At 73.1% G+C, this 24081-nt stretch carries 24 protein-coding genes; 13 read left to right on the top strand and 11 right to left on the bottom strand.

Annotation, left to right across the window (positions count from 1 at the left end):
• The gene (locus ACFYYF_RS12250; protein WP_388774225.1) at nucleotides 1-927 is read left to right on the top strand and encodes a hypothetical protein; all 927 of its coding nucleotides are present in this window, start codon (nucleotides 1-3) and stop codon (nucleotides 925-927) included.
• Between the two features lie 34 nt (nucleotides 928-961).
• A complete protein-coding gene (locus ACFYYF_RS12255) occupies nucleotides 962-1960 on the top strand; it encodes a serine/threonine-protein kinase (protein ID WP_388774228.1) in 999 nt (332 codons plus the stop codon).
• Nucleotides 1961-1998: 38 nt separating this feature from the next.
• Here the strand turns inward: ACFYYF_RS12255 and ACFYYF_RS12260 are convergent, their stop codons facing one another.
• Nucleotides 1999-3294, bottom strand: a complete 1296-nt coding sequence (locus ACFYYF_RS12260; RefSeq protein WP_388774230.1) for a streptophobe family protein — start codon at nucleotides 3292-3294, stop codon at nucleotides 1999-2001.
• A 164-nt stretch (nucleotides 3295-3458) separates the two neighbouring features.
• Here ACFYYF_RS12260 and ACFYYF_RS12265 point away from each other — a divergent pair, with 164 nt between their 5' ends.
• Together ACFYYF_RS12265 and ACFYYF_RS12270 are read left to right on the top strand one after the other, a co-directional pair.
• A complete protein-coding gene (locus ACFYYF_RS12265; protein WP_361682412.1) occupies nucleotides 3459-4730 on the top strand; it encodes a DUF6777 domain-containing protein in 1272 nt (423 codons plus the stop codon).
• 61 nt (nucleotides 4731-4791) lie between these two features.
• Entirely contained in the window at nucleotides 4792-5277 is a 486-nt protein-coding gene (locus tag ACFYYF_RS12270; protein WP_388774232.1) for a helix-turn-helix domain-containing protein, read from the top strand.
• An 87-nt stretch (nucleotides 5278-5364) separates the two neighbouring features.
• Here ACFYYF_RS12270 and ACFYYF_RS12275 read toward each other — a convergent pair whose 3' ends face one another.
• The 3 genes from ACFYYF_RS12275 to ACFYYF_RS12285 all read right to left on the bottom strand — a co-directional run bounded on the left by ACFYYF_RS12275 (nucleotide 5365) and on the right by ACFYYF_RS12285 (nucleotide 8013).
• Complete coding sequence (locus ACFYYF_RS12275) at nucleotides 5365-5967, bottom strand: ATP-dependent Clp protease proteolytic subunit (protein ID WP_361682408.1); 603 nt, start codon at nucleotides 5965-5967, stop codon at nucleotides 5365-5367.
• Between the two features lies 1 nt (nucleotide 5968).
• Nucleotides 5969-6622 (bottom strand): ATP-dependent Clp protease proteolytic subunit, encoded by a 654-nt coding sequence (locus ACFYYF_RS12280; protein ID WP_388774236.1) that lies wholly within the window; start codon nucleotides 6620-6622, stop codon nucleotides 5969-5971.
• 194 nt (nucleotides 6623-6816) lie between these two features.
• On the bottom strand, nucleotides 6817-8013 hold the full coding sequence (locus ACFYYF_RS12285) for an epoxide hydrolase family protein (protein WP_388774239.1): 1197 nt from the start codon (nucleotides 8011-8013) through the stop codon (nucleotides 6817-6819).
• A 218-nt stretch (nucleotides 8014-8231) separates the two neighbouring features.
• Here ACFYYF_RS12285 and ACFYYF_RS12290 point away from each other — a divergent pair, with 218 nt between their 5' ends.
• A complete protein-coding gene (locus ACFYYF_RS12290) occupies nucleotides 8232-8714 on the top strand; it encodes a VOC family protein (RefSeq protein ID WP_388774242.1) in 483 nt (160 codons plus the stop codon).
• 48 nt (nucleotides 8715-8762) lie between these two features.
• On the opposite strand, the gene ACFYYF_RS12295 is transcribed toward ACFYYF_RS12290, so the two are convergent.
• Nucleotides 8763-9989, bottom strand: a complete 1227-nt coding sequence (locus ACFYYF_RS12295; protein ID WP_388774244.1) for a PP2C family protein-serine/threonine phosphatase — start codon at nucleotides 9987-9989, stop codon at nucleotides 8763-8765.
• Between the two features lie 63 nt (nucleotides 9990-10052).
• On the bottom strand, nucleotides 10053-11069 hold the full coding sequence (locus ACFYYF_RS12300; RefSeq protein WP_388774389.1) for a zinc-binding alcohol dehydrogenase family protein: 1017 nt from the start codon (nucleotides 11067-11069) through the stop codon (nucleotides 10053-10055).
• Between the two features lie 161 nt (nucleotides 11070-11230).
• Here ACFYYF_RS12300 and ACFYYF_RS12305 point away from each other — a divergent pair, with 161 nt between their 5' ends.
• Both ACFYYF_RS12305 and ACFYYF_RS12310 read left to right on the top strand, forming a co-directional pair.
• Nucleotides 11231-12028 carry a VOC family protein gene (locus ACFYYF_RS12305; RefSeq protein WP_361682398.1) on the top strand — a complete coding sequence of 266 codons (798 nt, stop codon included), beginning with the start codon at nucleotides 11231-11233 and terminating at the stop codon, nucleotides 12026-12028.
• A gap of 92 nt (nucleotides 12029-12120) precedes the next feature.
• Nucleotides 12121-12828, top strand: coding sequence for a ribonuclease H (locus tag ACFYYF_RS12310; RefSeq protein ID WP_388774247.1), 708 nt, complete (start codon nucleotides 12121-12123; stop codon nucleotides 12826-12828).
• 57 nt (nucleotides 12829-12885) lie between these two features.
• Here ACFYYF_RS12310 and ACFYYF_RS12315 read toward each other — a convergent pair whose 3' ends face one another.
• Together ACFYYF_RS12315 and ACFYYF_RS12320 are read right to left on the bottom strand one after the other, a co-directional pair.
• The gene (locus tag ACFYYF_RS12315; RefSeq protein ID WP_361682394.1) at nucleotides 12886-13710 is read right to left on the bottom strand and encodes a tyrosinase family protein; all 825 of its coding nucleotides are present in this window, start codon (nucleotides 13708-13710) and stop codon (nucleotides 12886-12888) included.
• A gap of 33 nt (nucleotides 13711-13743) precedes the next feature.
• The gene (locus ACFYYF_RS12320; protein ID WP_388774249.1) at nucleotides 13744-14157 is read right to left on the bottom strand and encodes a tyrosinase cofactor; all 414 of its coding nucleotides are present in this window, start codon (nucleotides 14155-14157) and stop codon (nucleotides 13744-13746) included.
• A 337-nt stretch (nucleotides 14158-14494) separates the two neighbouring features.
• On the opposite strand from ACFYYF_RS12320, the gene ACFYYF_RS12325 reads away from it, so the two are divergent.
• The 3 genes from ACFYYF_RS12325 to ACFYYF_RS12335 all read left to right on the top strand — a co-directional run bounded on the left by ACFYYF_RS12325 (nucleotide 14495) and on the right by ACFYYF_RS12335 (nucleotide 17969).
• Nucleotides 14495-15697, top strand: a complete 1203-nt coding sequence (locus tag ACFYYF_RS12325) for an FAD-dependent monooxygenase (protein WP_388774251.1) — start codon at nucleotides 14495-14497, stop codon at nucleotides 15695-15697.
• A 200-nt stretch (nucleotides 15698-15897) separates the two neighbouring features.
• Nucleotides 15898-17343, top strand: a complete 1446-nt coding sequence (locus ACFYYF_RS12330; RefSeq protein ID WP_388774392.1) for an MFS transporter — start codon at nucleotides 15898-15900, stop codon at nucleotides 17341-17343.
• Entirely contained in the window at nucleotides 17340-17969 is a 630-nt protein-coding gene (locus ACFYYF_RS12335; RefSeq protein ID WP_388774395.1) for a TetR family transcriptional regulator, read from the top strand. Before ACFYYF_RS12330 ends, ACFYYF_RS12335 begins: the two co-directional genes overlap by 4 nt.
• A gap of 226 nt (nucleotides 17970-18195) precedes the next feature.
• On the opposite strand, the gene ACFYYF_RS12340 is transcribed toward ACFYYF_RS12335, so the two are convergent.
• Both ACFYYF_RS12340 and ACFYYF_RS12345 read right to left on the bottom strand, forming a co-directional pair.
• A complete protein-coding gene (locus ACFYYF_RS12340; RefSeq protein WP_388774253.1) occupies nucleotides 18196-18822 on the bottom strand; it encodes an alpha-ketoglutarate-dependent dioxygenase AlkB in 627 nt (208 codons plus the stop codon).
• 60 nt (nucleotides 18823-18882) lie between these two features.
• A complete protein-coding gene (locus ACFYYF_RS12345) occupies nucleotides 18883-19590 on the bottom strand; it encodes an SDR family NAD(P)-dependent oxidoreductase (protein ID WP_388774255.1) in 708 nt (235 codons plus the stop codon).
• Between the two features lie 102 nt (nucleotides 19591-19692).
• Between ACFYYF_RS12345 and ACFYYF_RS12350 the strand changes: the two genes are divergently transcribed.
• On the top strand, nucleotides 19693-20532 hold the full coding sequence (locus ACFYYF_RS12350) for a helix-turn-helix transcriptional regulator (RefSeq protein WP_361682386.1): 840 nt from the start codon (nucleotides 19693-19695) through the stop codon (nucleotides 20530-20532).
• 18 nt (nucleotides 20533-20550) lie between these two features.
• Here the strand turns inward: ACFYYF_RS12350 and ACFYYF_RS12355 are convergent, their stop codons facing one another.
• On the bottom strand, nucleotides 20551-21432 hold the full coding sequence (locus tag ACFYYF_RS12355) for an aminoglycoside phosphotransferase family protein (RefSeq protein ID WP_388774258.1): 882 nt from the start codon (nucleotides 21430-21432) through the stop codon (nucleotides 20551-20553).
• A gap of 342 nt (nucleotides 21433-21774) precedes the next feature.
• Between ACFYYF_RS12355 and ACFYYF_RS12360 the strand changes: the two genes are divergently transcribed.
• The gene (locus tag ACFYYF_RS12360; RefSeq protein ID WP_388774260.1) at nucleotides 21775-22827 is read left to right on the top strand and encodes a tetratricopeptide repeat protein; all 1053 of its coding nucleotides are present in this window, start codon (nucleotides 21775-21777) and stop codon (nucleotides 22825-22827) included.
• A complete protein-coding gene (locus ACFYYF_RS12365; RefSeq protein ID WP_388774263.1) occupies nucleotides 22827-24020 on the top strand; it encodes a polyprenyl synthetase family protein in 1194 nt (397 codons plus the stop codon). The genes ACFYYF_RS12360 and ACFYYF_RS12365 overlap by 1 nt, the downstream gene beginning before the upstream one ends.
• Nucleotides 24021-24081 lie beyond the last annotated feature (61 nt).

Consider the following 24081-nt stretch of genomic DNA (forward strand, 5'->3'; position numbering starts at 1 on the left):
ATGACGAGCCCCGGCTTCCGCCCGACGCACGTCGTTCCGCAGGACGGGCTGCCCGCCTGGGAGTCGCCCGATCCGTCGCGGCCCACCGTTCCCCTGGACGCGCTCCTGCCGGTCGAACTCGTCGACCGGCTCGGCGACTGGGGGCGGGTCGTGTGCGCGAACGGCTGGTCGGCGTGGGTCGACGGCCGCCTGCTGATCGCCGTACCGCAGGTACCGCCGGCGGCGACCCGTCCCCTCGCCCGCACGGCCGATCCGCGCCCGCTGCTGGCCCGCCTCGACCAGGCGCTCACCGAGTACCGCCGGGCGGCGGAGGAACTGGCGTCCGGGCGGCTGGAGGCCGAGACCTTCCGGGTCCGGACGCAGGGCAGCCGGATCGGCGTGGTCGTCGACGGCGAGTCCATGTGGCTGTACGACGGCGAGCACGAGCGGTGGGTGTACTGCGACGGAACACGGCTGAGCACCTTCGCCGCCGAGCGCACTCCGTCGACCGCACGACCCGGGACACGTCACGAGGTCCGGGAGCAGGACCCGTCGCCCGGACACCGGGAGCGGGAGCGGGACCGGTCGGAGGACCCGGACCGGGGCGGCCCGGAGCGGGACGAGTCGCCGGTTCCGGACCGGTCGAAGGTGCCGGACGGGTCACGAGGACCGGACCGGCCGGACCGGCCGAACGAGCCGGGAGGGCCGGGCGGGCCGGGCGGTTCGACGGAGCCGGGCCGGCCGAGGGACCCGGACCGGTCGCGGGACCCGGACCGGGCGAAGGACCGTCAGGCGGAGCCGACGCGGATCGTGCGGGAATCCGCCCCCGGCGGACCTCCCGGCGGACCTTCCGGCGGACCTCCCGACGGGCCGCCCGCCGGACCCCCCGACGGGCACGAGCCCACCCGCCTGGTCACCTTCGACAGCGACGACAAGGGCGAGGACTGATGCGCGGCGCGGGACACGAGCGGGGTGACGGCTGATGGACGACGGGTCCGGGCCGGACACCAGCCCGTTCTCGGGGCGGCCCTCCGAGCTGATCGGACGGCAGATCGCCGGCTACCGGATCGAGCGGGAGATCGGCCGCGGCGGGATGGCCGTCGTCTACCAGGCCAAGGACCTGCGTCTGGACCGCACGGTCGCCCTCAAACTGCTCGCGCCGGAACTCGCCCGCAACGACACCTTCCGCGGCCGCTTCACCCACGAGTCACGGGTGGCCGCCGCCATCGACCACCCGCACATCGTGCCCGTGTTCGAGGCGGGGGAGACGGACGGCGTCCTCTACATCGCCATGCGGTACGTCGCCGGACGCGACCTGCGTCATCTCCTCGACCGCGAGGGTCCGCTGACGGTCACCGTGGCCGGCCGGATCGGCATCCAGGTCGCCTCCGCGCTCGACGCGGCGCACGACCACGGCCTGGTCCACCGGGACGTGAAGCCGGGGAACATCCTGGTGGCCCAGGGCACCGACAGCGACCACCCCGAACACGTCTACCTCACCGACTTCGGACTGACCAAGAAGTCCCTGTCGCTCACCGGGTTCACGAGCGTCGGACAGTTCGTGGGCACCCTCGACTACGTGGCGCCGGAGCAGATCTCCGGCAAGCCCGTCGACGGCCGCTGCGACGTGTACAGCCTCGGCTGTGTCGTCTACGAGACGATGGCCGGCCATCCGCCCTTCCAGCGCGACGACGACATGGCGCTGCTGTGGGCCCACCAGTACGACCAGCCGCCGCCCCTGACCAGCGTCCGCCCCGACATCCCGGAGGCCGTCGACGCGGTCCTCGCGAAGGCGCTCTCCAAGACCCCCGACGACCGGTACGACTCGTGCCTGGCCTTCGTCAGCGCGCTGCGGATCGCCGCACGCGGCCCGGCGACCGGGAGCGGCGCCGGCTCGGGCACGGAGACGGAGTCCGTGCCGGGCGGCCCGGGGCCCGTGCCGCTGCCGCCGGTCTGGGCCCGTCCGGTGTTCCGCCGCTGAGGTTCCACCGCCGCATGGCGGCCGTGGCGATCAGGCGGTCAGCCGGCGGAGTCGATCTCGCCCCGCCGCCGGACGCCCTTGGCCGCCAGGGCGCCCAGGAAGCCGGTGACCAGTCCCCACAGCAGGGCCAGACCGAAGGCGCCCCAGATCTCCGGCTTGAGGAAGAGTTCCCCCTTCAGGCCGCCACCGATGTCACCGAGACCGAGGATCGACAGGCCGTAGTTCGCCGAGATCCGGCCCAGCAGGCAGATCATGAGCACCGTCAGCGCCAGCGCGACCGCCATGCGGACGGCGTGCTGCCAGGCCCGCGTCCGGGCCGGTGAGCGGGCCGCCATCAGGAACGCGGCCCCGAGCAGGAGGACGGCGTCGACGACCACCAGCCACCAGATCCTGCCGTCGTAGTCCGCGAGGGAGCCGAGGTTGAGCTCGGACACGTCGGGAGTACGCAGTACCTCGTCGAGCACATGCGGCATCGGCAGCCCGAACGGCCCGTCCACACGCCCGTTCCAGGTGGCGCCGAGACCGATGGTGAACGCGAGCCAGACGACATTGGGAAGCCCGAGGAGCATCACGGCGAAGGTCTCGGACGGGTGCCCGCGGGTCGCCGCGACCACCAGTCCGATGATCACGCCGAGGCCGACGCAGGTGAGCAGCAGGACCACCATGGCGTACGCGGCCGGCCGTACCGATTCCTGGAAGCGCAGCAGCCGGGCCGGGAGGGGCGCGCCGCGCGAGACCAGCAGCGCGATCACGAACACGCCCGCGAGCCAGAGCACCCCGAAGAACAGGGTCGGTGCCATGGAGGCCCGGAAACCGACCTCGGGCGTTGCGCCGAACAGGTCGCCGATGGCGCCGATCGTGCCGTCCCCGAGGTCGATGGTGAAGTTCTGGCGGGCGGCGAGCGCCAGCCCGATCAGGACGAGCAGCCACAGGAGGGCGAGCCGTCCGGCCCAGCCCGCGAGCTCAGCCGCTCCGGCGACGGCGCGATGCCGCAGCGGGCGGAGGAAGCCCGCCCCGAGCACCAGCGCGCCGGTCAGGGTCACCGACAGCGGGATCACCGTGAGACCCGCCTTCGTCTCGGCGATGGCGCCCGCGTCGCCGGTGAATTCGACGCTCCCGCCGACCGCCGTGACCAGGGTGGCCGCGACCACGCGCGGAAAGGCGTTGTCGGGGAGGTCGGTGGCCCCGGAGGCCCACAGGCCGAGAGCGGCCACGACCAGCATGAGGACCAGACCGGCCAGAACGGCCACGAGGGCCTGGAGCCAGCCGTGACGGGCGGCCGGACGCGCACCGCTGCTGGGGGCCGGCTGGGCGGACGGTGTCGGGTGACTCACGGTGCCACGCTAAGCAGCGCCGACAGCGTCCGCCCCTCGGGAAGGGCCGACCGCGTCGGCTTGCGGGCACCGGCGGACCGGGGCACACAATGGGTTCGTTGTGGAAGAAAGCGGCGCAAAAAGCCACTCGGACGTCCCCGCATCCCCCAACGGGAGAAGAGCTCGTGAGCGTCGAACAGCCGTCCTCCGGCCGTCCCACCGGCCCGCCTTCCGGTCCGCTGTCGGGCCCCACCCAGCCGAGCCCGACCCAGCCCGTCAACTTCCCGCCCACCGGGCCGCCCGACGGCGCGTCCGGGGCGGGAGGCGGCCCCGGAGGACCGGGAGGCGGCGGCACGGGCGGGGGCGGCGGCGGCTCGGGTCCCGAAGGGCCCGGAGGTGGAGCAGGCGGACCGGCCGGACCGGGCGGGGGACCGGAACGGCCCTGGTGGCGGTCGGCGCCCCGGGTCGCGCTGATCACCGGTGTCGTGGCGGCGGCGGTGATCCTCGGACTCGTCTTCACGAACAGCGGCGGCGGGGCCAAGAACGCCAGCAGCGAGGTCTTCGCGCAGTCCGCCGACAAGTCGGGGCCCGACCCGTTCACCGAGTCGACCGCCAACGACAGTTCCATCGAGTCGGAGACGCCGTCGGCACCGGCCTCGTCGGCGCCCGCCACGAAGGCCGGCGTCTACAGCGGCAGCGCGCCCGGCCTCTACGGCGGCACCCGCAACGTTTCGAGCTGCGACGTCGAGAAGCAGATCAGCGCGCTGAAGGCGGACCCCGCCAAGAACAAGGCCTTCGCCTCGGTCGAGGGCATCCAGCCGAACGCGGTCCCCGCCTATCTGCGCTCCCTGACACCCGTACAACTGCGCCTGGACACCCGGGTCACCAACCACGGTTACCGCAACGGCGCCCCCACCAGCTACCAGGCGGTCCTCCAGGCCGGGACCGCCGTCCTCGTGGACTCCCGGGGTGTGCCCAGGGTGCGCTGCGCCTGCGGCAACCCGCTGCTCGAACCGGTCCCGCAGAAGGGCACGATCAAGACGACGGGCGACCCGTGGCCGTCGTACCGTCCGCAGAACAGCGTGGCCGTCGTGCCCTCGAAGACGGTCGTCGACGTGTTCGTCCTCTACGACCCCGAGACCAACGAATGGATCGAGCGGCACCGGGGCGACGACGTGAAGAAGGACAAGAAGACGCATCCCCCGACGAGCCCCTCTCCGTCGGCCAGTGACTCGCGCTCCGCGTCCCCGTCGACGTCGGCCTCGACCTCGCCGTCGTCCGAGAGTTCGTCCCCGTCGTCGTCCTCCAGCGAACCGTCATCCTCGGCTCCGTCCTCGCAGGAACCGCCGCCGTCCAGCGAGCCTCCGGCGTCCGAGTCGCCGGCGTCCCCGGCGTCCGGTTCGGCCTCCGCGGACCTGACGTCGCAGTCGGCGGGCTCCGCCCCTGCGTCCCCCTGACTTCACCGAGAGCGGAACGCCGCTCCCTTCCCGAACGGCCCCGCGCTTCTAGGCTGAAGGGGTGAGCGACCACGTGACGAACCGAGCCCGTGTCATCCCTCTGCGTCCGGCGGCGCCGGAGCCCTCCGGGACGGCGCCGACGACCGATGCCCCGGCCCGGGCAGCGCGGCCACCGGTCCTCGTGCCCCGGCGGGGACCTGCGGCCCCCGCCGGCCCGGCTCCCACGAGCAAGGAGCCCTTGTGGCGCGACCTGGTCGGCGATGTCCTGCGGCGCGAGCGACTGGCCCAGGACCGCACGCTCAAGGACGTGGCCGAGGCCGCCAGGATCTCCATGCCCTACCTCTCCGAGGTGGAGCGCGGTCGCAAGGAGGCATCCTCCGAGGTCCTGGCGGCTGCCGCGCGCGCCCTCGGTCTCGGCCTGACCGAACTGCTCTCGCTGGCCCAGCGGGAGCTGACCCGGCACACCCGGGCCCAGTCCGTCCGCGGCCGCTCCGCGTCGGCTCCGTCCTCGGCCGCGCGGTACGACGGCATGTGTCTCGCCGCCTGAGGCGGACCCGCGCACCGGGACCTCGCCACCTGGCGAGGGCCGTTCCGGGCGGGTTCCGGACCGGGACCCGCTCCGGGCGGCAGGAGGTCAGAGCACCGCGAGCCGGCGGCTCAGGATCTCGTCCGCGAGCCCGTACTCCACCGCTTCCCGCGCGGTGAAGATCTTGTCGCGGTCCATGTCCGCGCGCAGTGTTGTGACGTCGTGGTGGGTGTGCCGGGACAGCACCTCCTCGACCTGCGAGCGGATCCGCAGCATCTCCTTGGCCTGGAGGCTCAGGTCCGACACCGTGCCCTGACTCCCGCCGCTGGCCGGCTGGCCGAGCAGCACGCGGGCGTGTTCCAGCACGAACCGCCGCCCGGGATCGCCCCCGGCGAGCAGCACTGCCGCGGTGGAGGCGGCCTGCCCGACGCAGAACGTCGAGATCGGTGCCTGCACGAAGGTCATCGTGTCGTAGATGGCCATCAGCGAAGTGAACGATCCCCCGGGCGAGTTGATGTAGATCGCGATCTCGCTCTCCGGGCTCGACGACTCCAGATGGAGGAGTTGCGCGATGACGACGTTGGCGACGCCGTCGTCGATCTCCGTGCCGAGGAAGATGATCCGCTCGGCGAGCAGCCGGCTGAAGACGTCGTACGACCGCTCGCCCTGCGGGGTCCGCTCGACGACGTTCGGAATCGTGTACGTCCCCATGTCAGAGCCCCGTCCGTCGCCGTGCCGCGGCCGGGCGGACGTCGTCGAGCGACTCCACGACCCGGTCCACCATGCCGTACTCCCTGGCCTGTTCCGCCGTGAACCAGCGGTCCCGGTCACCGTCCCTGGAGATCGTCTCCTCGCTCTGGCCGGTGTGCTCGGCGATGATCCTCTCGATGGCCCGTTTGGTGAACTCGTGGTTCTGCGCCTGGATCTCGATGTCGGCGGTGGTGCCGCCGATGCCCGCGGACGGCTGGTGCATCATGATCCGCGCGTTCGGCAGCGCGAAGCGCTTGCCGCGCGTGCCCACACTGAGCAGGAACTGCCCCATGCTCGCGGCGAATCCCATCGCGAGCGTGGAGACGTCGTTGGGGATCAGCCGCATGGTGTCGTAGATGGCGAGCCCGGCGGTCACCGAACCGCCGGGGCTGTTGATGTAGAGGCTGATGTCGGTGCGCGCGTCCTCGGCGGACAGCAGGAGCAGTTGGGCGCACACCCGGTTCGCGGAGACCTCGTCGACCTGGGTGCCCAGGACGATGATGCGCTGGGCGAGCAGCTGCGCGGCCAGGTGGTCGTCGTAGCGGGTCGCCGGGGTGTCGCCCTCCTCGGCCCGCTGCGTGCGGGCCGGGTGCCGGCCGGTGATGAGGGGAGTCATGGTTCTCGTTCCTCCTGGTCGTGACGCGACGGGCGTCGCCTCTGACTCCACTCTCGGTCCGCCGCCCCCGCCGGAGCGGATTTCTCGGCCCGTGGCAGATTCGCCGTCGGCAGAGCGGGCGACGGCGGGGCGGACCGGCGGAGGCCCGGTGCCGCTCCGCGTGTTCTTCCGCGCGCTCTTCCCCGTGCCGTTCCTCAGCCGCCCGAGCGGAGTTGGCGGAAGAACGCCCTGATGTCCGCGACCAGCAGGTCCGGCTCCTCCATCGCGGCGAAGTGACCGCCCCGGTCGAACTCGGTCCAGCGCACGACGGTGTCGGCGCGTTCCGCGACATGGCGCAGCGCGACGAAGTTCTCCTCGGGGAAGACGGCGAGCGCCGTCGGGGCGGTCGACGGCCCAGGGGGCGTGCCCCAGTAGTCGGCGTGGGCCCGCTCGTAGTAGATCCGCGCGGACGAACCGGCCGTGCCGGTCAGCCAGTACAGCATCACGTTGGTCAGCAGCAGATCCCGGTCGACGGCGTCCTCCGGGCGATCCCGCGAGTCCGTCCACTGCATGAACTTCTCGGCGATCCAAGCGAGTTGACCGACCGGGGAGTCGGTGAGGGCGTACGCGAGCGTCTGCGGCCGGGTGGACTGGATCGCGGCGTACCCCGCCTCCTCGCGGTTCCACGCCTGCCCGCGCCGCCAGGAGAGGAGCGTGCGCTCGCGCTCGTACGGGCTCAGCGCGGCCAGTTCCCCGGCGGTCGGCTCGGTGACGGCGGACGACCCGGGCAGCAGGTTGAGATGGACCCCGGTCACCCGGTCGGGGTGTGCCCGCCCGAGCTCGCGCGAGACGGCACCGCCCCAGTCGCCGCCCTGGGCGCCGAAGTGCCGGTACCCGAGGCGGTCCATCAGCACGGCGAACGCGGCGGCCACGCGGGTGAACTCCCAGCCGGTGTCCCGTGTCGGACCCGAGAGCCCGAACCCCGGGATGCTCGGCACGACGAGGTGGAAGGCGTCCGCCGGATCGCCGCCGTGCGCCCGCGGATCGGTCAACGGCCCCACGGCGTCGGTGAATTCGACGATGGACCCGGGCCAGCCGTGCGTCATGATCAGCGGGGTCGCCCCGGGCTCCGGCGAGCGGATGTGCGCGAAGTGGACGTGTGCGCCGTCGATCTCGGTGGTGAACTGCGGCCAGGTGTTGAGGCGCTTCTCGGCGGCGCGCCAGTCGTAGGCGTGCCGCCAGTGGTGGACGAGGTCCTGGAGATAGTCCTTCGGGACCCCGTAGGCCCAGCCCACTCCGGGCAGTTCGTCGGGCCAGCGGGTGGAGTCGAGGCGGCGGTGCAGGTCGTCCAGATCGCGCTGCGGGAAGTCGACACGGAACGGACGGACGCCGGGGGAGTCGGTGGGATTCATGTCCGCGGATGCTAACTCCGTGCCGGGTGCGCCCGGCATCGGTTTTCCGCGGGCGTGGGCGTGGGCGTGGGCACGGGGGCGGGCGGGGGCATGGGCGCGGGGTGCGTTCCGGGGCGGGCCGGGGCGGCACAGGTGAAGCCGTGCGCGCGCGGCCGATGAGTTTTCGGACGAGGATCGGTCGACAGAGGTGACGACGATTTCCGCCCGAGGAGGTACCCATGCCCGCCGACGGTTTCACCACCTGTCTGTGGTTCGACGGCAAGGCCGAGGAGGCCGCGCACTACTACGTCTCGATGTTCAAGCACTCCCGGCTCGGCCGGGTCGGCCGCTACACCGAGGCCGGGCCCGGGACCCCCGGTTCGGTGCTGGCGGTGGAGTTCGTGGCCAACGGCCAGAAGTTCGTCGCGGTCAACGGAGGCCCGCAGTTCACGTTCGACGAGGCGATCTCCTTCCAGGTCCACTGCTACGGCCAGGAAGAGGTGGACCACTACTGGAACAAGTTCGTCGAGGACGGGGGCGAGGCGGGTCCCTGCGGCTGGCTGAAGGACAAGTACGGGCTGTCCTGGCAGATCGTCCCGGACGGGCTGATCGAGCTGCTGGGCGACGCGGACACGGAGAAGGCCGCCCGGACGGCCCAGGCGATGTACAAGATGACCAAGCTGGACATGGCGGCCCTGGAACGCGCCCACGCGGGGGAGTGACCGCACCCTCCGGCCGAGACCGGGGTCTGTCCCGGCCGGGGAGGTGACTCAGGCCGGGTGGTGGCGCGGGTGGATCCGCGCCGCCAGGACCGCCACGTCGTCCTCCGCGTGCCGGGCGTCCAGCGCGGTCAGCACCTGATCGAGCAGGGCGTCGACCCCGGCCCCCGGCGGGAGACGCAGCGTGGCCAGCCGCTCCAGCGAAGCGTCGATGTCCTCGCCACGGCGCTCGACGAGACCGTCGGTGAACATCACCAGGGTGTCGTCCGGGGAGAGCCTGCGGACCACCTGCTGGTAGCCGCCCACCCCGGTGCCCAGCGGCGGCCCCACCGGCAGCGGCAGCAGCTCGCCCGAGCCGTCACCGGCGAACACCACCGGCGGCAGATGCCCGGCACCCGCGATCACCGCGATACCGCGGGCGGGATCGACCCGTACGAGCAGACAGGTGGCCGGGCGCCGGGTGCCGTCCTCGGCGACGGCGGTGTCCAGCCGGCGCAGCACCCGGTGGGGCGGAAGATCCGTGGACGCGACGTAGCGCAGCATCGAGCGGTACGCGTTCATGTCCACGGCCGCGTCCAGACCGTGGCCCATCACGTCCCCGACGACCAGCAGGGTGCGCCCGAAGTGCAGCCGTACGGTCTCGAACCAGTCCCCGCCCACCAGGGAACCGCCGCCCGCGGGCAGATAGCGGGTGGCGAGGTCGAGGTTCGGATGCGGCCGGCCCGGTGCGGCGAGCAGCGCCCGCTGGAGGTCCAGGACCGTGCCGCGGAGGGACGCGTGCTCGCGGGAGTGGCCGAGGTGCGCGGCCGCGAGGCCGGCCGCGTGGTGGGTCCCCGCCACGTCGCCCTCGGTGAACGGCGCGCCCTGCCGGACGGCGAGCAGCACCCCGTACAGGCGTCCGTGCGCGAGCAGCGGTGCGGCCATGACCTGCCGGGGCGTCCGGCCGGACAGGTCGATCGAGGCGGCGACCGGGCGGCCCTCGTCGAGCGCCCGGACGGACAGCGGGCGCGGGCCCCGCGCCGGGGTGAGCAGCCGGGTGCGACCGGCGGTGGCGGTGCGGGTGAACTCCGGGTCCGGGGTGTGACGGCCGGCCGCCACGTCCGTGGACAGCAGGTCGACGGCGGCGGTCTCGCAGAAGCGCCGGCACATGAACGCGACGAGTTCCCCGCAGGTCGTGCGTTCGTCGAGCGTCGTGCCGATCGACTCGACGGCGTCCCGCGAGGCGTCGGACGGCGACCCCGCACCCCCCGTCCCGTCACCGGCCCGGCCGCCCGCCATCGCACCTCCACCACAGCACACCCCCTGTCACCATCCACGCACGCAGGCGGCCCGCCCGCACGCTCAGTCCCGTGGCGGGCGGTCGTTCACCAGGACCGCCGCGCCGCCGAAACGGCCCGCCTTGAGGTCCCGCAGCGCACGGGGCGCTTCCTCCAGCGGATAGGCGTGCGTCGTGGCACGGATGCCGTGCCGGGCCGCGAGGGCCAGGAAGTCCCTGCCGTCCTCCCGCGTGTTGGCGGTGACGCTGCGCAGTTCCTTCTCGTAGAACAGGTCGCTCTCGTAGCGCAGCGACGGGATGTCGCTCAGATGGATGCCGGCGACGGACAGGACGCCGCCCCGGTCGAGTGCCCGCAGGGCCACCGGGACCAGGTCACCGACCGGGGCGAAGAGGATCGCGCTGTCCAGCGGCTCGGGCGGTTCGTCGTACGCCCCTCCGGCGGACGCGGCCCCGAGGGCGAGCGCCAGCCGTCGCGCGGCCGGATCTCGGGTCAGGACGTGCACGGTGGCGCCCTCGGCGAGCGCCAGCTGCGCGCAGAGGTGGGCGCTGCCGCCGAAGCCGTACAGGCCGAGCCGTCCGCCGGGCGGCAGCGCGGCCCGGCGCAGCGCCCGGTAGCCGATGATGCCCGCGCACAGCAGGGGGGCCAGGGCGATGTCGTCCACGTCGTCGGGCAGCCGGTAGGCGAACGCGGCCGGCACGGTGGTGTACTCCGCGTAACCGCCGTCGGCGTCCCAGCCGGTGTACTCGGACGCCGGGCACAGGTTCTCGGACCCCCGCAGGCAGTACCCGCAGGTGCCGTCCGTACGGCGCAGCCAGGCGACCCCCACCCGGTCGCCCCGGGCGAAGCCGCTCACGGCCCGGCCGGTCGCCGCCACGGTGCCGACCGCCTCGTGCCCCGGCGTCACGCCGGGGCAGTGGACGGGCAGGTCACCCTCGGTGACGTGGAGGTCGGTGCGGCACACCCCGCAGGCGCTGACGTGGACCAGGAGTTCGTCCGGGCCGGGCGAGGGCACCGGGCGTTCGGCGAGGTGCAGCGGTTCGCCCTCGACCGGCCCCGGCCGGACCACTTCCCAGGCTCGCATCATCCCGCGTCCCGTCCCGTCGACGACCGGACCGGCCCCGCTCCAGTCCGGACCGGCCCCACTCCAGTGTCGTGCAGGGCCCGCGGTTCGGCGCGCGGCCCGGGTGAAGGCTGGCTAGCGTGAACAGCGCAATCGTTCACCGGACAGGAGAAGGTCGGGTCATGGCCGTACAGCCTGAAGGAACGCCCTGCTGGGCGGACGCGATGTTCAGCGATGTCGAAGGGGCCAAGAGCTTCTACGGGGACGTGCTCGGCTGGACGTTCGGCGAGGCGTCCTCGGAGTACGGGAACTACACGCAGGCCTACTCCGGCGGCAAGGCCGTGGCAGCCGTCGTGCCGCCGATGCCGGGACAGGAGGGCCAGTCCGCCTGGTGTCTGTACCTCGCCTCGCCCGACGCCGCCGCGACCGCCGAGAAGATCAAGGACAAGGGCGGCGAGGTGCTGATGGAGCCGATGCAGGTCGGCGAATTCGGCACCATGGCGCTGGCCCGGGACCCCGGCGGGGCCGTCTTCGGCGTCTGGCAGGCGGGCGTCCACGAGGGCTTCGACGCGATCGGCGAGCCGGGCGCGTACGCCTGGGCCGAGGTCTTCACCCGGGAGCCGGACAAGTCGGACGCGTTCTTCCCGGCCGTCTTCCCCTTCACCGCCCAGCAGATCCGCGACGACGCCGTCGACTTCCGGATCTTCAACATCGGCGGGAACCCGGTTCTGGGCCGGATGAAGATGACGGACGATTTCCCGCCCGAGGTGCCGTCGTACGTCAACGTGTACTTCGCCGTCGAGAACTGCGACGAGGCGGTGGCGAAGGCGACCGCGCGCGGCGCGATCCTGCGTTTCGGGCCGATGGACAGCCCCTTCGGCCGGTTCGCCGCGCTGAGCGACCCGCAGGGCGCGTCGTTCTCCGTCATCGACATGAAGACGACCCAGGGCGATATGCCCGAGCTGACGGACGTGTCCTGACGAACGTCCGTGGCCGCCGCCCCCGCCGGTGACCGGCGGGGGCGGCTCCGCCCGGCGCGACGCGGTGCGCGGGGCCCTCGTCGGGGCGTGGCATGATCGGGGTCATGCCTGAACGCGTTGTTGCCGCCTGTGACGGGGCTTCGAAGGGAAACCCGGGACCCGCCGGATGGGCCTGGGTCGTCGCCGACGGGGACGAGACCCCGGCCCGCTGGGAGGCGGGACCGCTGGGCACGGCGACGAACAACGTCGCCGAACTGACCGCGCTGGAACGCCTGTTGACGGCGGTGGCCGCCGATGTGCCGCTGGAGGTCCGGATGGACTCCCAGTACGCGATGAAGGCCGTCACGACCTGGCTGCCGGGCTGGAAGCGCAAGGGCTGGAAGACGGCCGCGGGCAAGCCCGTCGCCAACCAGGAACTGGTCGCCCGGATCGACGAACTCCTCACCGGACGCTCCGTCGAGTTCCGCTACGTCCCCGCCCACCAGGTCGACGGCGACCGCCTGAACGACTTCGCCGACCGAGCCGCCAGTCAGGCCGCGGTGGTGCAGCAGCCCGCGGGCAGTGACCTCGGGTCCCCGGAGCCGCCCGCCTCCCCCGACACCCCGGCCGCTTCCGGTGCCGCCCGCCGCCGTCCCGCGGCCAGGGCGTCCCGGCCGGGCACGTCGAGCCGCACCATCAAAGCGAAGTTCAACGGCCGTTGCGTGTGCGGCCGTTCCTACGCGGCGGGCGAGCCCATCGCGAAGAACGCCCAGGGCTGGGGTCACCCGGAGTGCCGCACAGAGGCGCAGGGCGGAGCCTGACCCGGCGCCGTTCCCCGTGACGCGGGCGCCCCTTCACGCCCGCGTCCGCGGCCGGGATCAGACGGTGTCGAACGTGTAGAACGCGGCGTGGTCGAGCAGATCGGCCGGCCGGGTGTCGTTCCACGGCTTCATCGTCTCGCCGAGGTCGACGACGTTCGGGGTGTCCTTGAGCGGGAGATAGCCGGAGCCCGGGTGCCGGCGCTGCCACTGGGCCCACAGCCGGTCTATGAAGGCGTGGTGGAGCCAGAACACCGGATCGTTCGGGGAGACGCCCGTGGACATCTGGCCGCCCACCCATACGTGCACCCGGTTGTGGAGGTTGACGCCCCGCCAGCCCTCGAGGTGATTGCGGAAGCCGTCCGAGGCGCTGTTCCAGGGGGCCATGTCGTACGTCGTCATGGCGAGCACGGAGTCCACCTCGGCGCGGGTCGGCAGCTCCCGCACCCCGGCGCCCAGCGCCCTGCGCAGGTAAGTACGGCTGTCGACGCGGACGTTGATGGTCCAGTTGCCGGTGGAGGCGGCGAACGGGCCGTCCATCACCCGGCCGTCCAGGCTGCGCCCGGTGCCGCCCAGGAAGTCCGGCGCCCACAGGGAGGCCCGTGCGGTGCGGTCGGCGCTCCAGTCCCAGTAGGGCAGTGCCACCGAGGGGTCGACGGCCTGCAGGGCCCGCTCGAACTCCAGAAGGAATCTGCGGTGCCAAGGCAGGAACGACGGTGAACGGTGGCCCGTCCGCTCGCCGTTGTCGGTGTCGCCGAGGATGAAGGCGTTGTGCGTGGTGACGAAGGTGTCGTACGTGCCGCTGCGCTTGAGCTGCAGCAGCGCGTCGACGAATCGCCGCTTCTCGTCGGCGGTCAGGCTCGCCTGGTTCTTGCGTACGGTCATGTGCGGGACTCCACGATCTGCTTGCGGGGTGGTTCAGTTGGCGGCGAAGGGCACCAGCGGCGCCCCCTGCAGCTCCACGACGGCGGCGCGGGCCGCGTCGCGCGGGGTGGGTACGGGGTCGTAGTGGCTGACGACGCTGATCCAGCTCCCGTCGGCGTTGCTCATCACGTGCAGCTCCGCCCCGTCGATGAACACGGCGTAGCCGGCGCCGTGATGGTGACCGCCCCCGGTGACCGGGCGGCCTTCTATGCGGCGCCCCCGGAAGACCTCGTCGAAGGCTTCCGGGCCGCCGTGGTGGTGCCCGGCCATGGACCCCTGCGAGGGCGCCGGCCCGTTCGGCGACGCGGAGGCGGCGGAGGCGGCGGGTGCGGCGAGGGCCTGGGCGCCCGCGCCGACGGCGAGCGCGGCGGCGGCCCCGAGGGCGCGGCGGCGAGTGAGCTCCGGCATGCGGAGACCTCCTGTGATCAGCGGTGTTGATGACCCGATATGCCTATCGGGTCGCCAAACAACGGGAGAAATCGCCGAATGTCGGTTGGCTGCGATCCGGACAATCATGCATATGTCGTACAGAGTTGAACGAAGATGATCTTGTCGTCCGGGGCGCTCCGGTGTGCCCGCGGCCGAAAATCTTCCGGCGGGGCGCCCTCGCGTAGATGATCTTGCGGTCGAGGCCGTCGGCCCGTGGCGCGGCTCACGCCCGTGATCTGGCGTGAACTGCCGGTGCGGGCACCCCTGCTACGCTTCGTGAACAATTGACCGCATTGTGCAACATAGGGGAGTGCGCGTGAAGATCGCGTGCGTCGGCGGCGGACCCGCAAGCCTGTACTTCTCGATCCTGATGAAGCTCCAGGACCCGTCCCATGACATCACCGTCCACGAGAGGAACCCGGCCGGATCGACGTACGGCTGGGGTGTGACCTACTGGGCGGGCCTGCTCGACAAACTGCGGGAGGGCGACCCGGCGTCGGCGCTCGCCGTGAGCGAGAACTCGGTGAGCTGGAGCGACGGCGTCGCCCATGTCGGCGCCCGGACGACCGTGGCACCGGGGGACGAGGGATTCGGCATCGGCCGCCGCCGGATGCTCGACCTGCTCGCGGAGCGGGCCCGCTCCCTGGGGGTCCGTGTCGAGTACGAGAGCGAGATCGCGGCCGACGCGCTGCCCGAGGCCGACCTCGTCGTCGCCGGGGACGGCATCAACAGTGCTTTGCGCGAGCGTCACGCCGACCACTTCGGCAGCGAGATCAGCCACGGGCGCAACCACTACATCTGGCTCGGCACGACGAAGGTCTTCGACGCGTTCACGTTCTCCTTCGTGGAGACGGACCACGGCTGGATCTGGTGTTACGCGTACCGGTTCGGCGACGACCGGAGCACCCTGGTCATCGAGTGCTCGCCGCGGACCTGGACCGGCCTCGGACTCGACGGCGCGAGCGAGGCCGACGGTCTGGCTCTGCTGGAGAAGCTGTTCGCGGACCTGCTCGACGGGCACGGGCTGATCGGCAGGGAGCGCTCCGCCGGCGCCGCCCGGTGGCTCACCTTCCGCACCCTGACCAACCGGACCTGGCACCGGGGCAACCTCGTCCTGCTCGGCGACGCCGCCCACACCACGCACTACTCGATCGGCGCCGGCACCACCCTCGCCCTGGAGGACGCCATCTCCCTGGCCCGGGCGCTGCGGGACCACGCGGACCTGGAGACCGCCCTCACCCGGTACGGACGGGAGCGCAGGGCCGAGCTGCTGTCGGTGCAGAGCGCGGCCCGCCACAGCGCCCAGTGGTACGAGAACCTGCCCCGCTACATCGGACTTCCGCCGGCCCAGATGTTCGCGCTGCTCGGGCAGCGCCACTCGCCGCTGCTGCCGTACGTCCCGCCCCAGCTCTACTACCGGATCGACCGCGCGGCCGGACGCCTGGAGGCGCTGCGCCGCTTCAAGCGCTGGCTCGGCCCCAGGGTCGCCCGCGGGGTGCAGGCGCGCGCCCAGCGGTAGCCGCACCGGGCGGGCGGCCTGCGGTAGCCGCACCGGGCGCGCGCCCGGCGGTGGTCGTACAGGCACGCGCCCCGCGGTGGCCGCACGCGCCCGGTGCCCGGGGAGAGCCGTCCGGAGGCGGGCCACTTGGGGTGAATGACAATTCACCGGTAAGGTGAATTGTCATTCACCTCTTTTTCGTGCCTACTTCTGGAGTGCCGATGGCGGCCCTGCGCGAACGGCTCGCGATCCCTGTCCTGGCGTTCGGCGGGATCCTCATGGCCGTCATGCAGACGGTGGTCGTGCCCCTGCTGCCGGACCTGCCCCGGCTGACCGGCGCCTCGGCCGGCGCGGTCTCCTGGATGGTGACGGCGACCCTCCTCGCCGGAGCCGTGCTGACCCCGGTCCTCGGCCGCGCGGGCGACATGTACGGCAAGCGCCGTGTGCTGCTCATGGCCCTCGGGATGATGACGGTCGGCTCGCTGATGTGCGCGCTCACCTCGCACATCGGCGTCCTGATCGTGGCGCGGGCGCTGCAGGGCGCGGCCGCCGCCGTGGTCCCGCTGTCGATCAGCATCCTGCGCGACGAACTGCCGCCGGAGCGCACGGGTTCCGCCGTCGCGCTGATGAGCTCCACGGTGGGCATCGGCGCCGCCCTCGGCCTGCCGCTCGCCGCCCTCCTGGTGCAGTACGCCAACTGGCACGTCATGTTCTGGGCGACGACCGCCCTCGGCGTCTTCGGGACCGCACTGGCCTGGTGGGCGGTGCGCGAGTCCCCCGTACGCGAGCCGGGCCGCTTCGACAGCCTGGGCGCCCTGGGCCTGGCCGCCGGACTGGTGTGCCTGCTGCTCGCCGTGTCCCAGGGCGGCACCTGGGGCTGGAGCAGTCCCACGATCCTCGGCCTGTTCGCCGCCTGCGCGGCCGTGCTCACGCTCTGGTGGCGCCAGCAGCTCCGAGCCGAACGCCCCCTCGTCGACCTGAGGCTGGCCGCCCGTCCGCGCGTCGCCCTGCCGCACATCGCCGCGCTCCTGACCGGCTTCTCCTTCTACGGCAACTCGCTGGTCACGGCGCAGCTCGTGCAGGCGCCCAAGGCCACCGGCTACGGACTCGGCCTGTCCATCGTGGCGACCGGCCTGTGCCTGCTGCCCGGCGGTGTGACGATGCTGCTGCTGTCGCCCGTCTCGGCGCGCATATCCGCGGCCCGCGGTCCCCGGATCACCCTGGCCCTCGGCACGGCGGTCATCGCCTCCGGCTACGTCCTGCGCATCGCCGACAGCCGTGACCTGTGGGCGATCATCCTGGGTGCCACGGTCTGCTCGATCGGTACGACCTTCGCCTACTCCGCCCTGCCCACCCTGATCCTGCGCGCCGTGCCCGCCGGGCAGACCGCCTCCGCCAACGGCGTCAACGTCCTGATGCGCACCATCGGGCAGGCTGTGTGCAGTGCCGCCGTGGCCGCCGTGCTCGTCCACCACACCAGCCTCGTCGCGGGCGCCCCGGTGCCCACGCTTCACGGCTATCTGCTCGCCTTCGCGATGGCGGGTACCGTCGCACTGGTGGCCTGTGCCGCCGCGCTGTCGATACCCGCCGACCCCGCCTCCCGCGAGACGCCGCGAACCGGCCGCCCCACCGGGGCACCTCGCGACGAGGCCCTCGAAGGAGCCTGAGCACCGTGACCACCCCGCACTCCGGTCTTACGGCGTCCCCGGCCGCCCCCGGATCCGGTGAACAGCCGGACGCGCCCGCCCCCCGCCGCGACGCCGAGGCGAGCAAGGCGGCGATCCTGCGCGCGGCCCGTCATCTGCTGGCCCGGCACGCGCACGCGGACATCACGCTCAAGGCGGTCGCCGACCGGGCCGGGGTGAGCGCCCCGCTGATCCTCAAGTACTTCGGCAACAAGGACGCGCTGTTCGCCCGCGTCATGTCCTTCGAGTCCGACGCCGACGCCCTGCTGGACGCACCGCTGGAGGAACTCGGCCGGCACATGGTCCGTCATGTCCTGGAAGGCCAGACCCTGCGCGGTGCCGACCCCGTCCTGCGGATCGTCTTCGCCCCGCTCCAGGGTGAGCAGGGCGAGACGCTCCGGGCCAACTTCCGCGCCCAGGTCAGTGAACGCCTCGCCGGGCGGCTGAGCGGGCCGGACGCGGGCCTGCGCGCCGAACTCGCCGTGAGCACCCTGCTCGGCCTCGGCGTGATGTACGGGATCGCGCGGGGCTCGCACCTGCGCGCCACCTCGGTCGACGCGATCGTCGACCGGTACGCGCCCGCCGTGCAGGCGCAGCTCGCGCCGTGAGCCGGCGGGCGCGGTGGGGGTGCGCGAGCGATCGCCGTACCGGTTCACCCCGTGCGTGCGGTAGCGACTGCGCTCGGCCGGTTCACTCCCTGCGGTGGCGGCCGCGCAGGGCCGGTTTCCCCTTCACTCCCTGCGTGGCGGCCGCGCAGGGCCGGTTTCCCCTTCACTCCCTGCGTGGCGGCCGCGCAGGCCGGTTTCCCCCGTGACGCGGTGGCGGCCGCGCCGCTCAGTTCACCCCGTCCGGGCGGAACTGCACGCTGATCCGGGGCCCCGTGGCCCGCGCCGTCTTGGGGATCGCGTGCTCCCAGGTGCGCTGGCAGGTGCCGCCCATGACGATGAGGTCGCCGTGGCCCAGCGGGCGCCGGACCGTTTCCCCGCCGCCGCGCGGCCGCAGCAGGAGATCCCGCGGGGCGCCCACCGACACGATGGCGACCATCGTGTCCTCGCGGGCGCCCCGGCCGATCCTGTCCCCGTGCCAGGCCACGCTGTCGCGGCCGTCCCGGTAGTAGCAGAGCCCCGCCGTGGTGAACGCCTCGCCCAGCTCAACGGTGTAGTGCGCCGACAGCGCGTCCCGGGCCCGGTCCAGGATCGGGTGCGGCAGCGGATCGTCCGCGCGGAAGTACGCGAGCAGCCGGGGCACGTCCACCACGTGCTCGTACATCTGGCGCCGTTCCGCCCGCCAGGGAACCCCGGCGGCCAGGCTGCCGAAGAGCTCGTCGGCCCCGCTCAGCCATCCGGGCAGCAGGTCGATCCAGGCCCCGTCGCCCAGCGTGGTGCGCCGCAGCCGGTCCAGCGGGCCGAGGCGGAGTTCGTCGGTCTGGTCGAAGAGCGAGCCCTGGAGGTGCGTGGCCATGAGGCCAGCGTACCCCCGTAATCGAATAAGTGTTCCCTTAAGCGTGCCGGGCGCCCGTGATCACCAGGGCACGGGGCCCGACGCGTCGAAGAAGCCGCCGGTCGGTCCGTCCCGGCCGATCCGCGCCATGCGCACGATGATCTCGGCGCCCTCCTCCACGGTCTGGATCCCGGTGTTGCCGTTCAGGTCCGTGGCGGTGAAGCCCGGCTCGACGGCGTTGACACGGATCCCGGGGAACGCCTTCGCGTACTGCACGGTGATCATGTTGACGGCGGTCTTGGACGCCGGGTAGGCCACCCCGGGGTAGCCGTAGGCGGGGGAGGCGGGAGCGGTGATCCCGGTCAGCGAGGCCAGGCCGCTGCTCACGTTCACCACGACCGGGGAGGCCGAACGCCGGAGCAGGGGCAGGAAGGCGTGCAGGACCCGGACGACACCGAAGACGTTCGTCTCGAACAGCTCCCGCATCATGCCGGCGGTCACCTCGGCCGCGCCGATCACGCTGTTCCCCTCGCCGCGCCCCTCGACGCCGGCGTTGTTGACCAGCACGTCGAGGTCACCCTCGGCCTCGATGGTCCTGACGGCGGCATGGACGGACGCGTCGTCGGTGACGTCGATGACGACCGGGCGCGCCCCGAGCCGCGCGGCCGCGAGCCGTCCGCGCTCGGGGTCCCGGCTGCCCAGGTAGACGGTGTGGCCCTCCGCGACGAGCCGGCGGGCCGTCTCGAAGCCGAGGCCCTTGTTCGCTCCGGTGATGAGTGTTGTGGTCATGCGTCCACACTCCGGCGGATCGCCGCCCGCAGCCAGGAGTCCCGTCTTCCTGGGACTGGCGGTACCAGGCGCGTTCGTCCGTGCGGGTGCACAGTGGGTGGCATGGCGAACACGGAGTTCGGGCGAACGGTGCGACGCTGGCGTGACAGGGTCACGCCGGAGGCCGTCGGGCTGCCCGGCGGCGGCAACCGGCGCGCGGCCGGACTGCGCCGCGAGGAGCTGGCCCTGCTCGCCGGCATCTCGGTCGACTACGTCACCCGCCTCGAACAGGGGCGGGCGGCCCATCCCTCGGAGCAGGTCGTCGAGGCGCTGGGCCGGGCGCTGCGGCTGTCCGGGGCCGAACGCGAGCACCTCTTCCAGGTCGCCGGTCTGGTTCCGCCGGGCCGGGGCATGGTGCCGGCCCACATCACCCCGGGCGTCCACCGGCTGCTCGACCGGCTGAGCGGGACGCCCGTGGCGGTGTACGACGCGGCCTGGACCCTGCTGCTGGCCAATCCGCTGTACGCCGCCCTGCTCGGTGACCCCTCCGGGTGGAGCGGCAACGAACGCAACGGCGTGTGGCGCAACTTCGTCGGCCCCGGCAGCCGGGTGCGGCACACTCCGCGGGAGCGGCGCGCCTTCGAGGCGACGCTCGTCGCCGACCTGCGCGCGACCGCGAGCCGCTACCCGACGGACCGGCGTCTCGGGCAATTGATCGAGGAGCTGTGCGCGAACAGCGTGCGCTTCGCGGAGCTGTGGGAGTCCGGGGCCGTGGCCCGCCACGACGCGTCCCGCAAGACCGTCGACCACCCCCAGGTCGGGGCCGTGACGCTGGACTGCGATGTGCTCAGCGTCGCGGGCAGCGACCTGCGGATCATGGTGTACACGGCCGAGCCCGGTACGGAGGACGCCGAACGCGTCGCCCTCCTCGGCGTTCTCGGAACGCAGGCCCTCGTGGAGTGATCCCGCGCGGACGCGCGGCTACACCGTCCGCCCCTCGGCCAGTACTTCGCGGATCACGTGCTCGGCGTTGCCCGCGATCACCGGGTTCGTGACGCGGTAGTACGGGAGTTGGGTGAGGGCCATGGACAGGGCCCAGCCGCGTGCGCGCGCCCAGCCGGAGTCGTCGGCGCCGGCCGCGTCCCGGAAGGCGGGCCGCACCTCGGCGGGCAGCAGGTTCCATGCCGGGATGAAGTCGCAGGCCGGATCGCCGGTGCCGAAGGTGCCGAAGTCGATGACGGCCGTGAGGCGCCCCCCGCGGACCAGGAGGTTCATCGGCATCAGATCCGCGTGGAGCCAGCGCGCAGGGCCCGTCCAGGCGGGTGCCGCCAGCGCTTCCTCCCAGGCCGCCGTCGCGGCCCCGGTGTCGATGTGGCCGCTCAGTTCGCCGATCGCCGAGCGGGTCTCGGCGTCCACCGAGGCCAGCGGGATGCCGCGATAGGCGCCCGGCCCGCCGGGCAGGTCGATCCCGCGCAGGGCGGTGATGAACGCGCCCAGGTCGGCGGCCAGTTCCGGTGCGCCGGTCAGGGCGCCGGGCTGCGGAGTGTCGCCGTCGAGCCAGCGCAGCACGGACCAGTGCCACGGGTAGTCGGCGGCCGGCGTGCCGAGGCCGAGGATCTCGGGGACCGGGAACGGGAGCAGGGGGGCGAGCCGTGGCAGCCAGGTGTGTTCCTTGACGGCGTCGTCGGCGCCGTCCGCGACCCGCGGGAGGCGCACGGCCATGTCGTCGCCGAGTCGGTAGAGGGCGTTGACGGTACCGGCCGACCGCACGCGCCTCAGCGGCAGCCGGGCCCACCGAGGGAACTGCTCGGCGAGCAGGCGCCGTACGAGCGAACCACCGATCCGCGTCTCGTTCGCGTGCATCGGGGCTGGGGGCAAGGTGGCCTGCTTTCCGCGTGGGAGGCTCTGTTTGCCGCCATCCTGTGGGCCGTTCAGGCCGCGTGCAACGTGTTTTGGGGCGGCCAGGCAACCTGCCGTACGCGATCGACGTCTTGATCCGCAACGGGCGCGTGGCACGCGGTCCTCCCAGAGACATCACTTCACGGGCGGAAACCGGGCGCACTATACCCCTTGCGTATACATGCCGTGTATACGTGGCGTGCATAGCCGAGTCCCCGCACGTCACCGCCCTGATGGAGTCGACAACAGCATCACCACCGGACCGATCTCGTACGCGGACGGACGGTGGCGGACGGAAAGGCACTCATGTACGGCAAAGCCTTCGCCCCGGAATACCAGGGCGCCTTGACCACCCTGTCGGTGAACTCCTCGCTGACCGACGTCCTCGCGGCGGGCACCGAGCAACTGCGCGCCGCCGAGCGCGACGGTGCCCGCGCCGAGGCGGCCCGGTCGGGCCTCGCGGTCGCCGAGGCGCACCGCCGGCTCGGACAGGTGGCGGACGCCGACCGGGCGTGGAAGGCGAGTTACCGCACCGCCCGCGAGGCCGGGGACGGCGCCGCGATGGCGTGGGCCCTGTGGAGCGGCGGCACCCTGGCCCGCCAGCGCGGAGCGTTCCCGCTGGCGTGGCGGCTGCTGCGGCTGGCCGCCGAACTCGGCGGACAGGCGGGGGACGTCGTGGTGCGCGGCTACTCGCTGGCCGGAATGGCGGAGACCGGCCGCATCCAGGGCGACTACGCGGCCGTCACGGAGCTGCACGAGCAGCTGCTGGCCGAGGCCCGCAAGCGCGGCGAGGCCCGGCACACCGTGTGGGCGCTGGAGGGCATCGCCCAGATCCACCGCAACACCGGCGCGTACGACCGTGCTTACGCGATGTTCGAGGAGGCGGCCGGGATAGCCGCCGGTGCCGAGGACCGGCGCGGCCACGCATGGGCGCTGCGCGGACTCGCGGACATCGTCTCGGTGCGGGACGGGGACACGGACCGCGCGCTGGAGCTGCTGAGCGAGGCCGAGGTCTCCTGCCGCGCGATGAAGCTGTCCGGCGCGCTCGCCTACAACCACAAGATGCGCGGCAACGTCCTCTACCGCGCCCGGCGTTACGAGCAGGCGCGTGACGTGTACGCGGGCGCCCTGGCGGAGTTCGAGGCGATGAGCGAGCCGCGCGGTACGGCCCTGTCCCGGCTCGGGCTGGTCAAGTCGCTCGCCCGTCTCGGCCGCGACCGCGCCGAAACCGCCGCCGAACTGGACGAGCTGGCCTCGGTGCTGGAGGGCATCGGGCTGCGGCACGCCCACCGGATGGTCGAACGGGCCCGCACGGAACTCGGGTTGACGACCGGGACCGACGAGACGGAGGCCGCGTGATGACCTCCCCGGCCCTCGACCACGTACCGTCCCCGGCTCTCGACAGCGGGCCTCCCTCGGCTCTCGACCGTGCGCCGTCCCCGGCCCTCGGCGGCGCGCTCTCCCCGGCCATCGGCCGTGCGTCCGCTCCCGAGGCCGGTGCGGGTTCGGCCTCGCCGGCCCCGGCCTTCCCGGCGCCGGCCGACGCCGCGCAGGTGTTGCGCCGTTGCCGCGAACTCGTCGCTCCCGCGCTGTCGGAGGCGATCGGCACGCTGCACCCCTGGGTGGCCGAGATGGCCCGGTACGCGCTCGGCCGCTGCGAGGTCGGCGGCGCCCCCGCCGATCACGGTCAGGGCAAGGGGGTGCGGCAGGCGCTGGCCGTCCTCGGGGCGGAAGTCGCCCTCGGCCCCGCCGAGGCGGGCGTGCCCGCCGCAGTCGCGGTGGAGCTCGTGCACGTCTTCTCGCTGCTCCACGACGACATCATGGACGGTGACGCGCTGCGCCGCGGCCGCCCGGCCGTATGGAAGGCGTACGGCACCGGTCCCGCCGTCCTCGCGGGTGACGCGCTGTTCGCCCTGGCCGTCGAGACGACGGCCTTCACTCCTCAAGCCGGTTCCGCCGTACGGCAGTTGACCGCGGCCCTCGGCGATCTCGTCCGCGGCCAGGCCGACGACCTGCTGTTCGCCGACCGGCCCTGGACGGGACCGGACGCGGTCACGGCAGGGGAGTACGAGGTGATGGCCGAACGCAAGACCGGTGCCCTGCTCGGCTGCGCGCCGGCGCTCGGCGCCCGCCTGGCCGGAGCCCCGGACCGGACCGTGACCGCGCTCGACCGCGCCGGACGGCACCTCGGTGTCGCCTTCCAGATCGCCGACGACGTCCTCGGCATCTGGGGCGATCCCTCGCTCACCGGCAAGCCGGTCCACAGCGACCTGCGGCAGGGGAAGAAGACCCTCCCCGTGCTCGCGGCGCTCGGCGGCGCCGGGTACGGCGAACTCCACGAACTCCTCATGGCCGCCAATTCCATGGACGAATCCGGAGTCCGCCGGGCGGCGGCGCTCGTCGAGCGGGCCGGGGGCCGCGCGGCGGCCGTGCGCGCGGCCCGCCGCCGGCTGGCCGCGGCGGACGCGCTCCTCGCCGGACTGCCGCTCGCCCAGGAACCCGCGGCGGAACTCCGCACCCTGCTGTCCTCGCTCGCCGACCGCACGGTGTGACCGCTTCGCACGCCCGTCCCGTCCGCTCCGGGGCCGGGTGGGTGCGACATCGGTCACACGC

This window comes from Streptomyces sp. NPDC001914 (assembly GCF_042891215.1).
In the GTDB taxonomy this organism is placed as follows: Bacteria; Actinomycetota; Actinomycetes; order Streptomycetales; family Streptomycetaceae; genus Streptomyces.

Bases quoted from the DNA above. Each gene is read 5' to 3' on its own strand.
- ACFYYF_RS12310 (WP_388774247.1), top strand. From the start codon at position 12,121: ATGATCGGGGTCATGCCTGAACGCGTTGTTGCCGCCTGTGACGGGGCT.
- ACFYYF_RS12340 (WP_388774253.1), bottom strand. From the start codon at position 18,822: ATGGCCACGCACCTCCAGGGCTCGCTCTTCGACCAGACCGACGAACTC.
- ACFYYF_RS12320 (WP_388774249.1), bottom strand. From the start codon at position 14,157: ATGCCGGAGCTCACTCGCCGCCGCGCCCTCGGGGCCGCCGCCGCGCTC.
- ACFYYF_RS12290 (WP_388774242.1), top strand. From the start codon at position 8,232: ATGCCCGCCGACGGTTTCACCACCTGTCTGTGGTTCGACGGCAAGGCC.
- ACFYYF_RS12280 (WP_388774236.1), bottom strand. From the start codon at position 6,622: ATGACTCCCCTCATCACCGGCCGGCACCCGGCCCGCACGCAGCGGGCC.
- ACFYYF_RS12365 (WP_388774263.1), top strand. From the start codon at position 22,827: ATGACCTCCCCGGCCCTCGACCACGTACCGTCCCCGGCTCTCGACAGC.
- ACFYYF_RS12330 (WP_388774392.1), top strand. From the start codon at position 15,898: ATGGCGGCCCTGCGCGAACGGCTCGCGATCCCTGTCCTGGCGTTCGGC.
- ACFYYF_RS12350 (WP_361682386.1), top strand. From the start codon at position 19,693: ATGGCGAACACGGAGTTCGGGCGAACGGTGCGACGCTGGCGTGACAGG.
- ACFYYF_RS12255 (WP_388774228.1), top strand. From the start codon at position 962: ATGGACGACGGGTCCGGGCCGGACACCAGCCCGTTCTCGGGGCGGCCC.
- ACFYYF_RS12305 (WP_361682398.1), top strand. From the start codon at position 11,231: ATGGCCGTACAGCCTGAAGGAACGCCCTGCTGGGCGGACGCGATGTTC.
- ACFYYF_RS12275 (WP_361682408.1), bottom strand. From the start codon at position 5,967: ATGGGGACGTACACGATTCCGAACGTCGTCGAGCGGACCCCGCAGGGC.
- ACFYYF_RS12315 (WP_361682394.1), bottom strand. From the start codon at position 13,710: ATGACCGTACGCAAGAACCAGGCGAGCCTGACCGCCGACGAGAAGCGG.
- ACFYYF_RS12285 (WP_388774239.1), bottom strand. From the start codon at position 8,013: ATGAATCCCACCGACTCCCCCGGCGTCCGTCCGTTCCGTGTCGACTTC.
- ACFYYF_RS12300 (WP_388774389.1), bottom strand. From the start codon at position 11,069: ATGCGAGCCTGGGAAGTGGTCCGGCCGGGGCCGGTCGAGGGCGAACCG.
- ACFYYF_RS12295 (WP_388774244.1), bottom strand. From the start codon at position 9,989: ATGGCGGGCGGCCGGGCCGGTGACGGGACGGGGGGTGCGGGGTCGCCG.
- ACFYYF_RS12355 (WP_388774258.1), bottom strand. From the start codon at position 21,432: ATGCACGCGAACGAGACGCGGATCGGTGGTTCGCTCGTACGGCGCCTG.
- ACFYYF_RS12345 (WP_388774255.1), bottom strand. From the start codon at position 19,590: ATGACCACAACACTCATCACCGGAGCGAACAAGGGCCTCGGCTTCGAG.
- ACFYYF_RS12360 (WP_388774260.1), top strand. From the start codon at position 21,775: ATGTACGGCAAAGCCTTCGCCCCGGAATACCAGGGCGCCTTGACCACC.
- ACFYYF_RS12250 (WP_388774225.1), top strand. From the start codon at position 1: ATGACGAGCCCCGGCTTCCGCCCGACGCACGTCGTTCCGCAGGACGGG.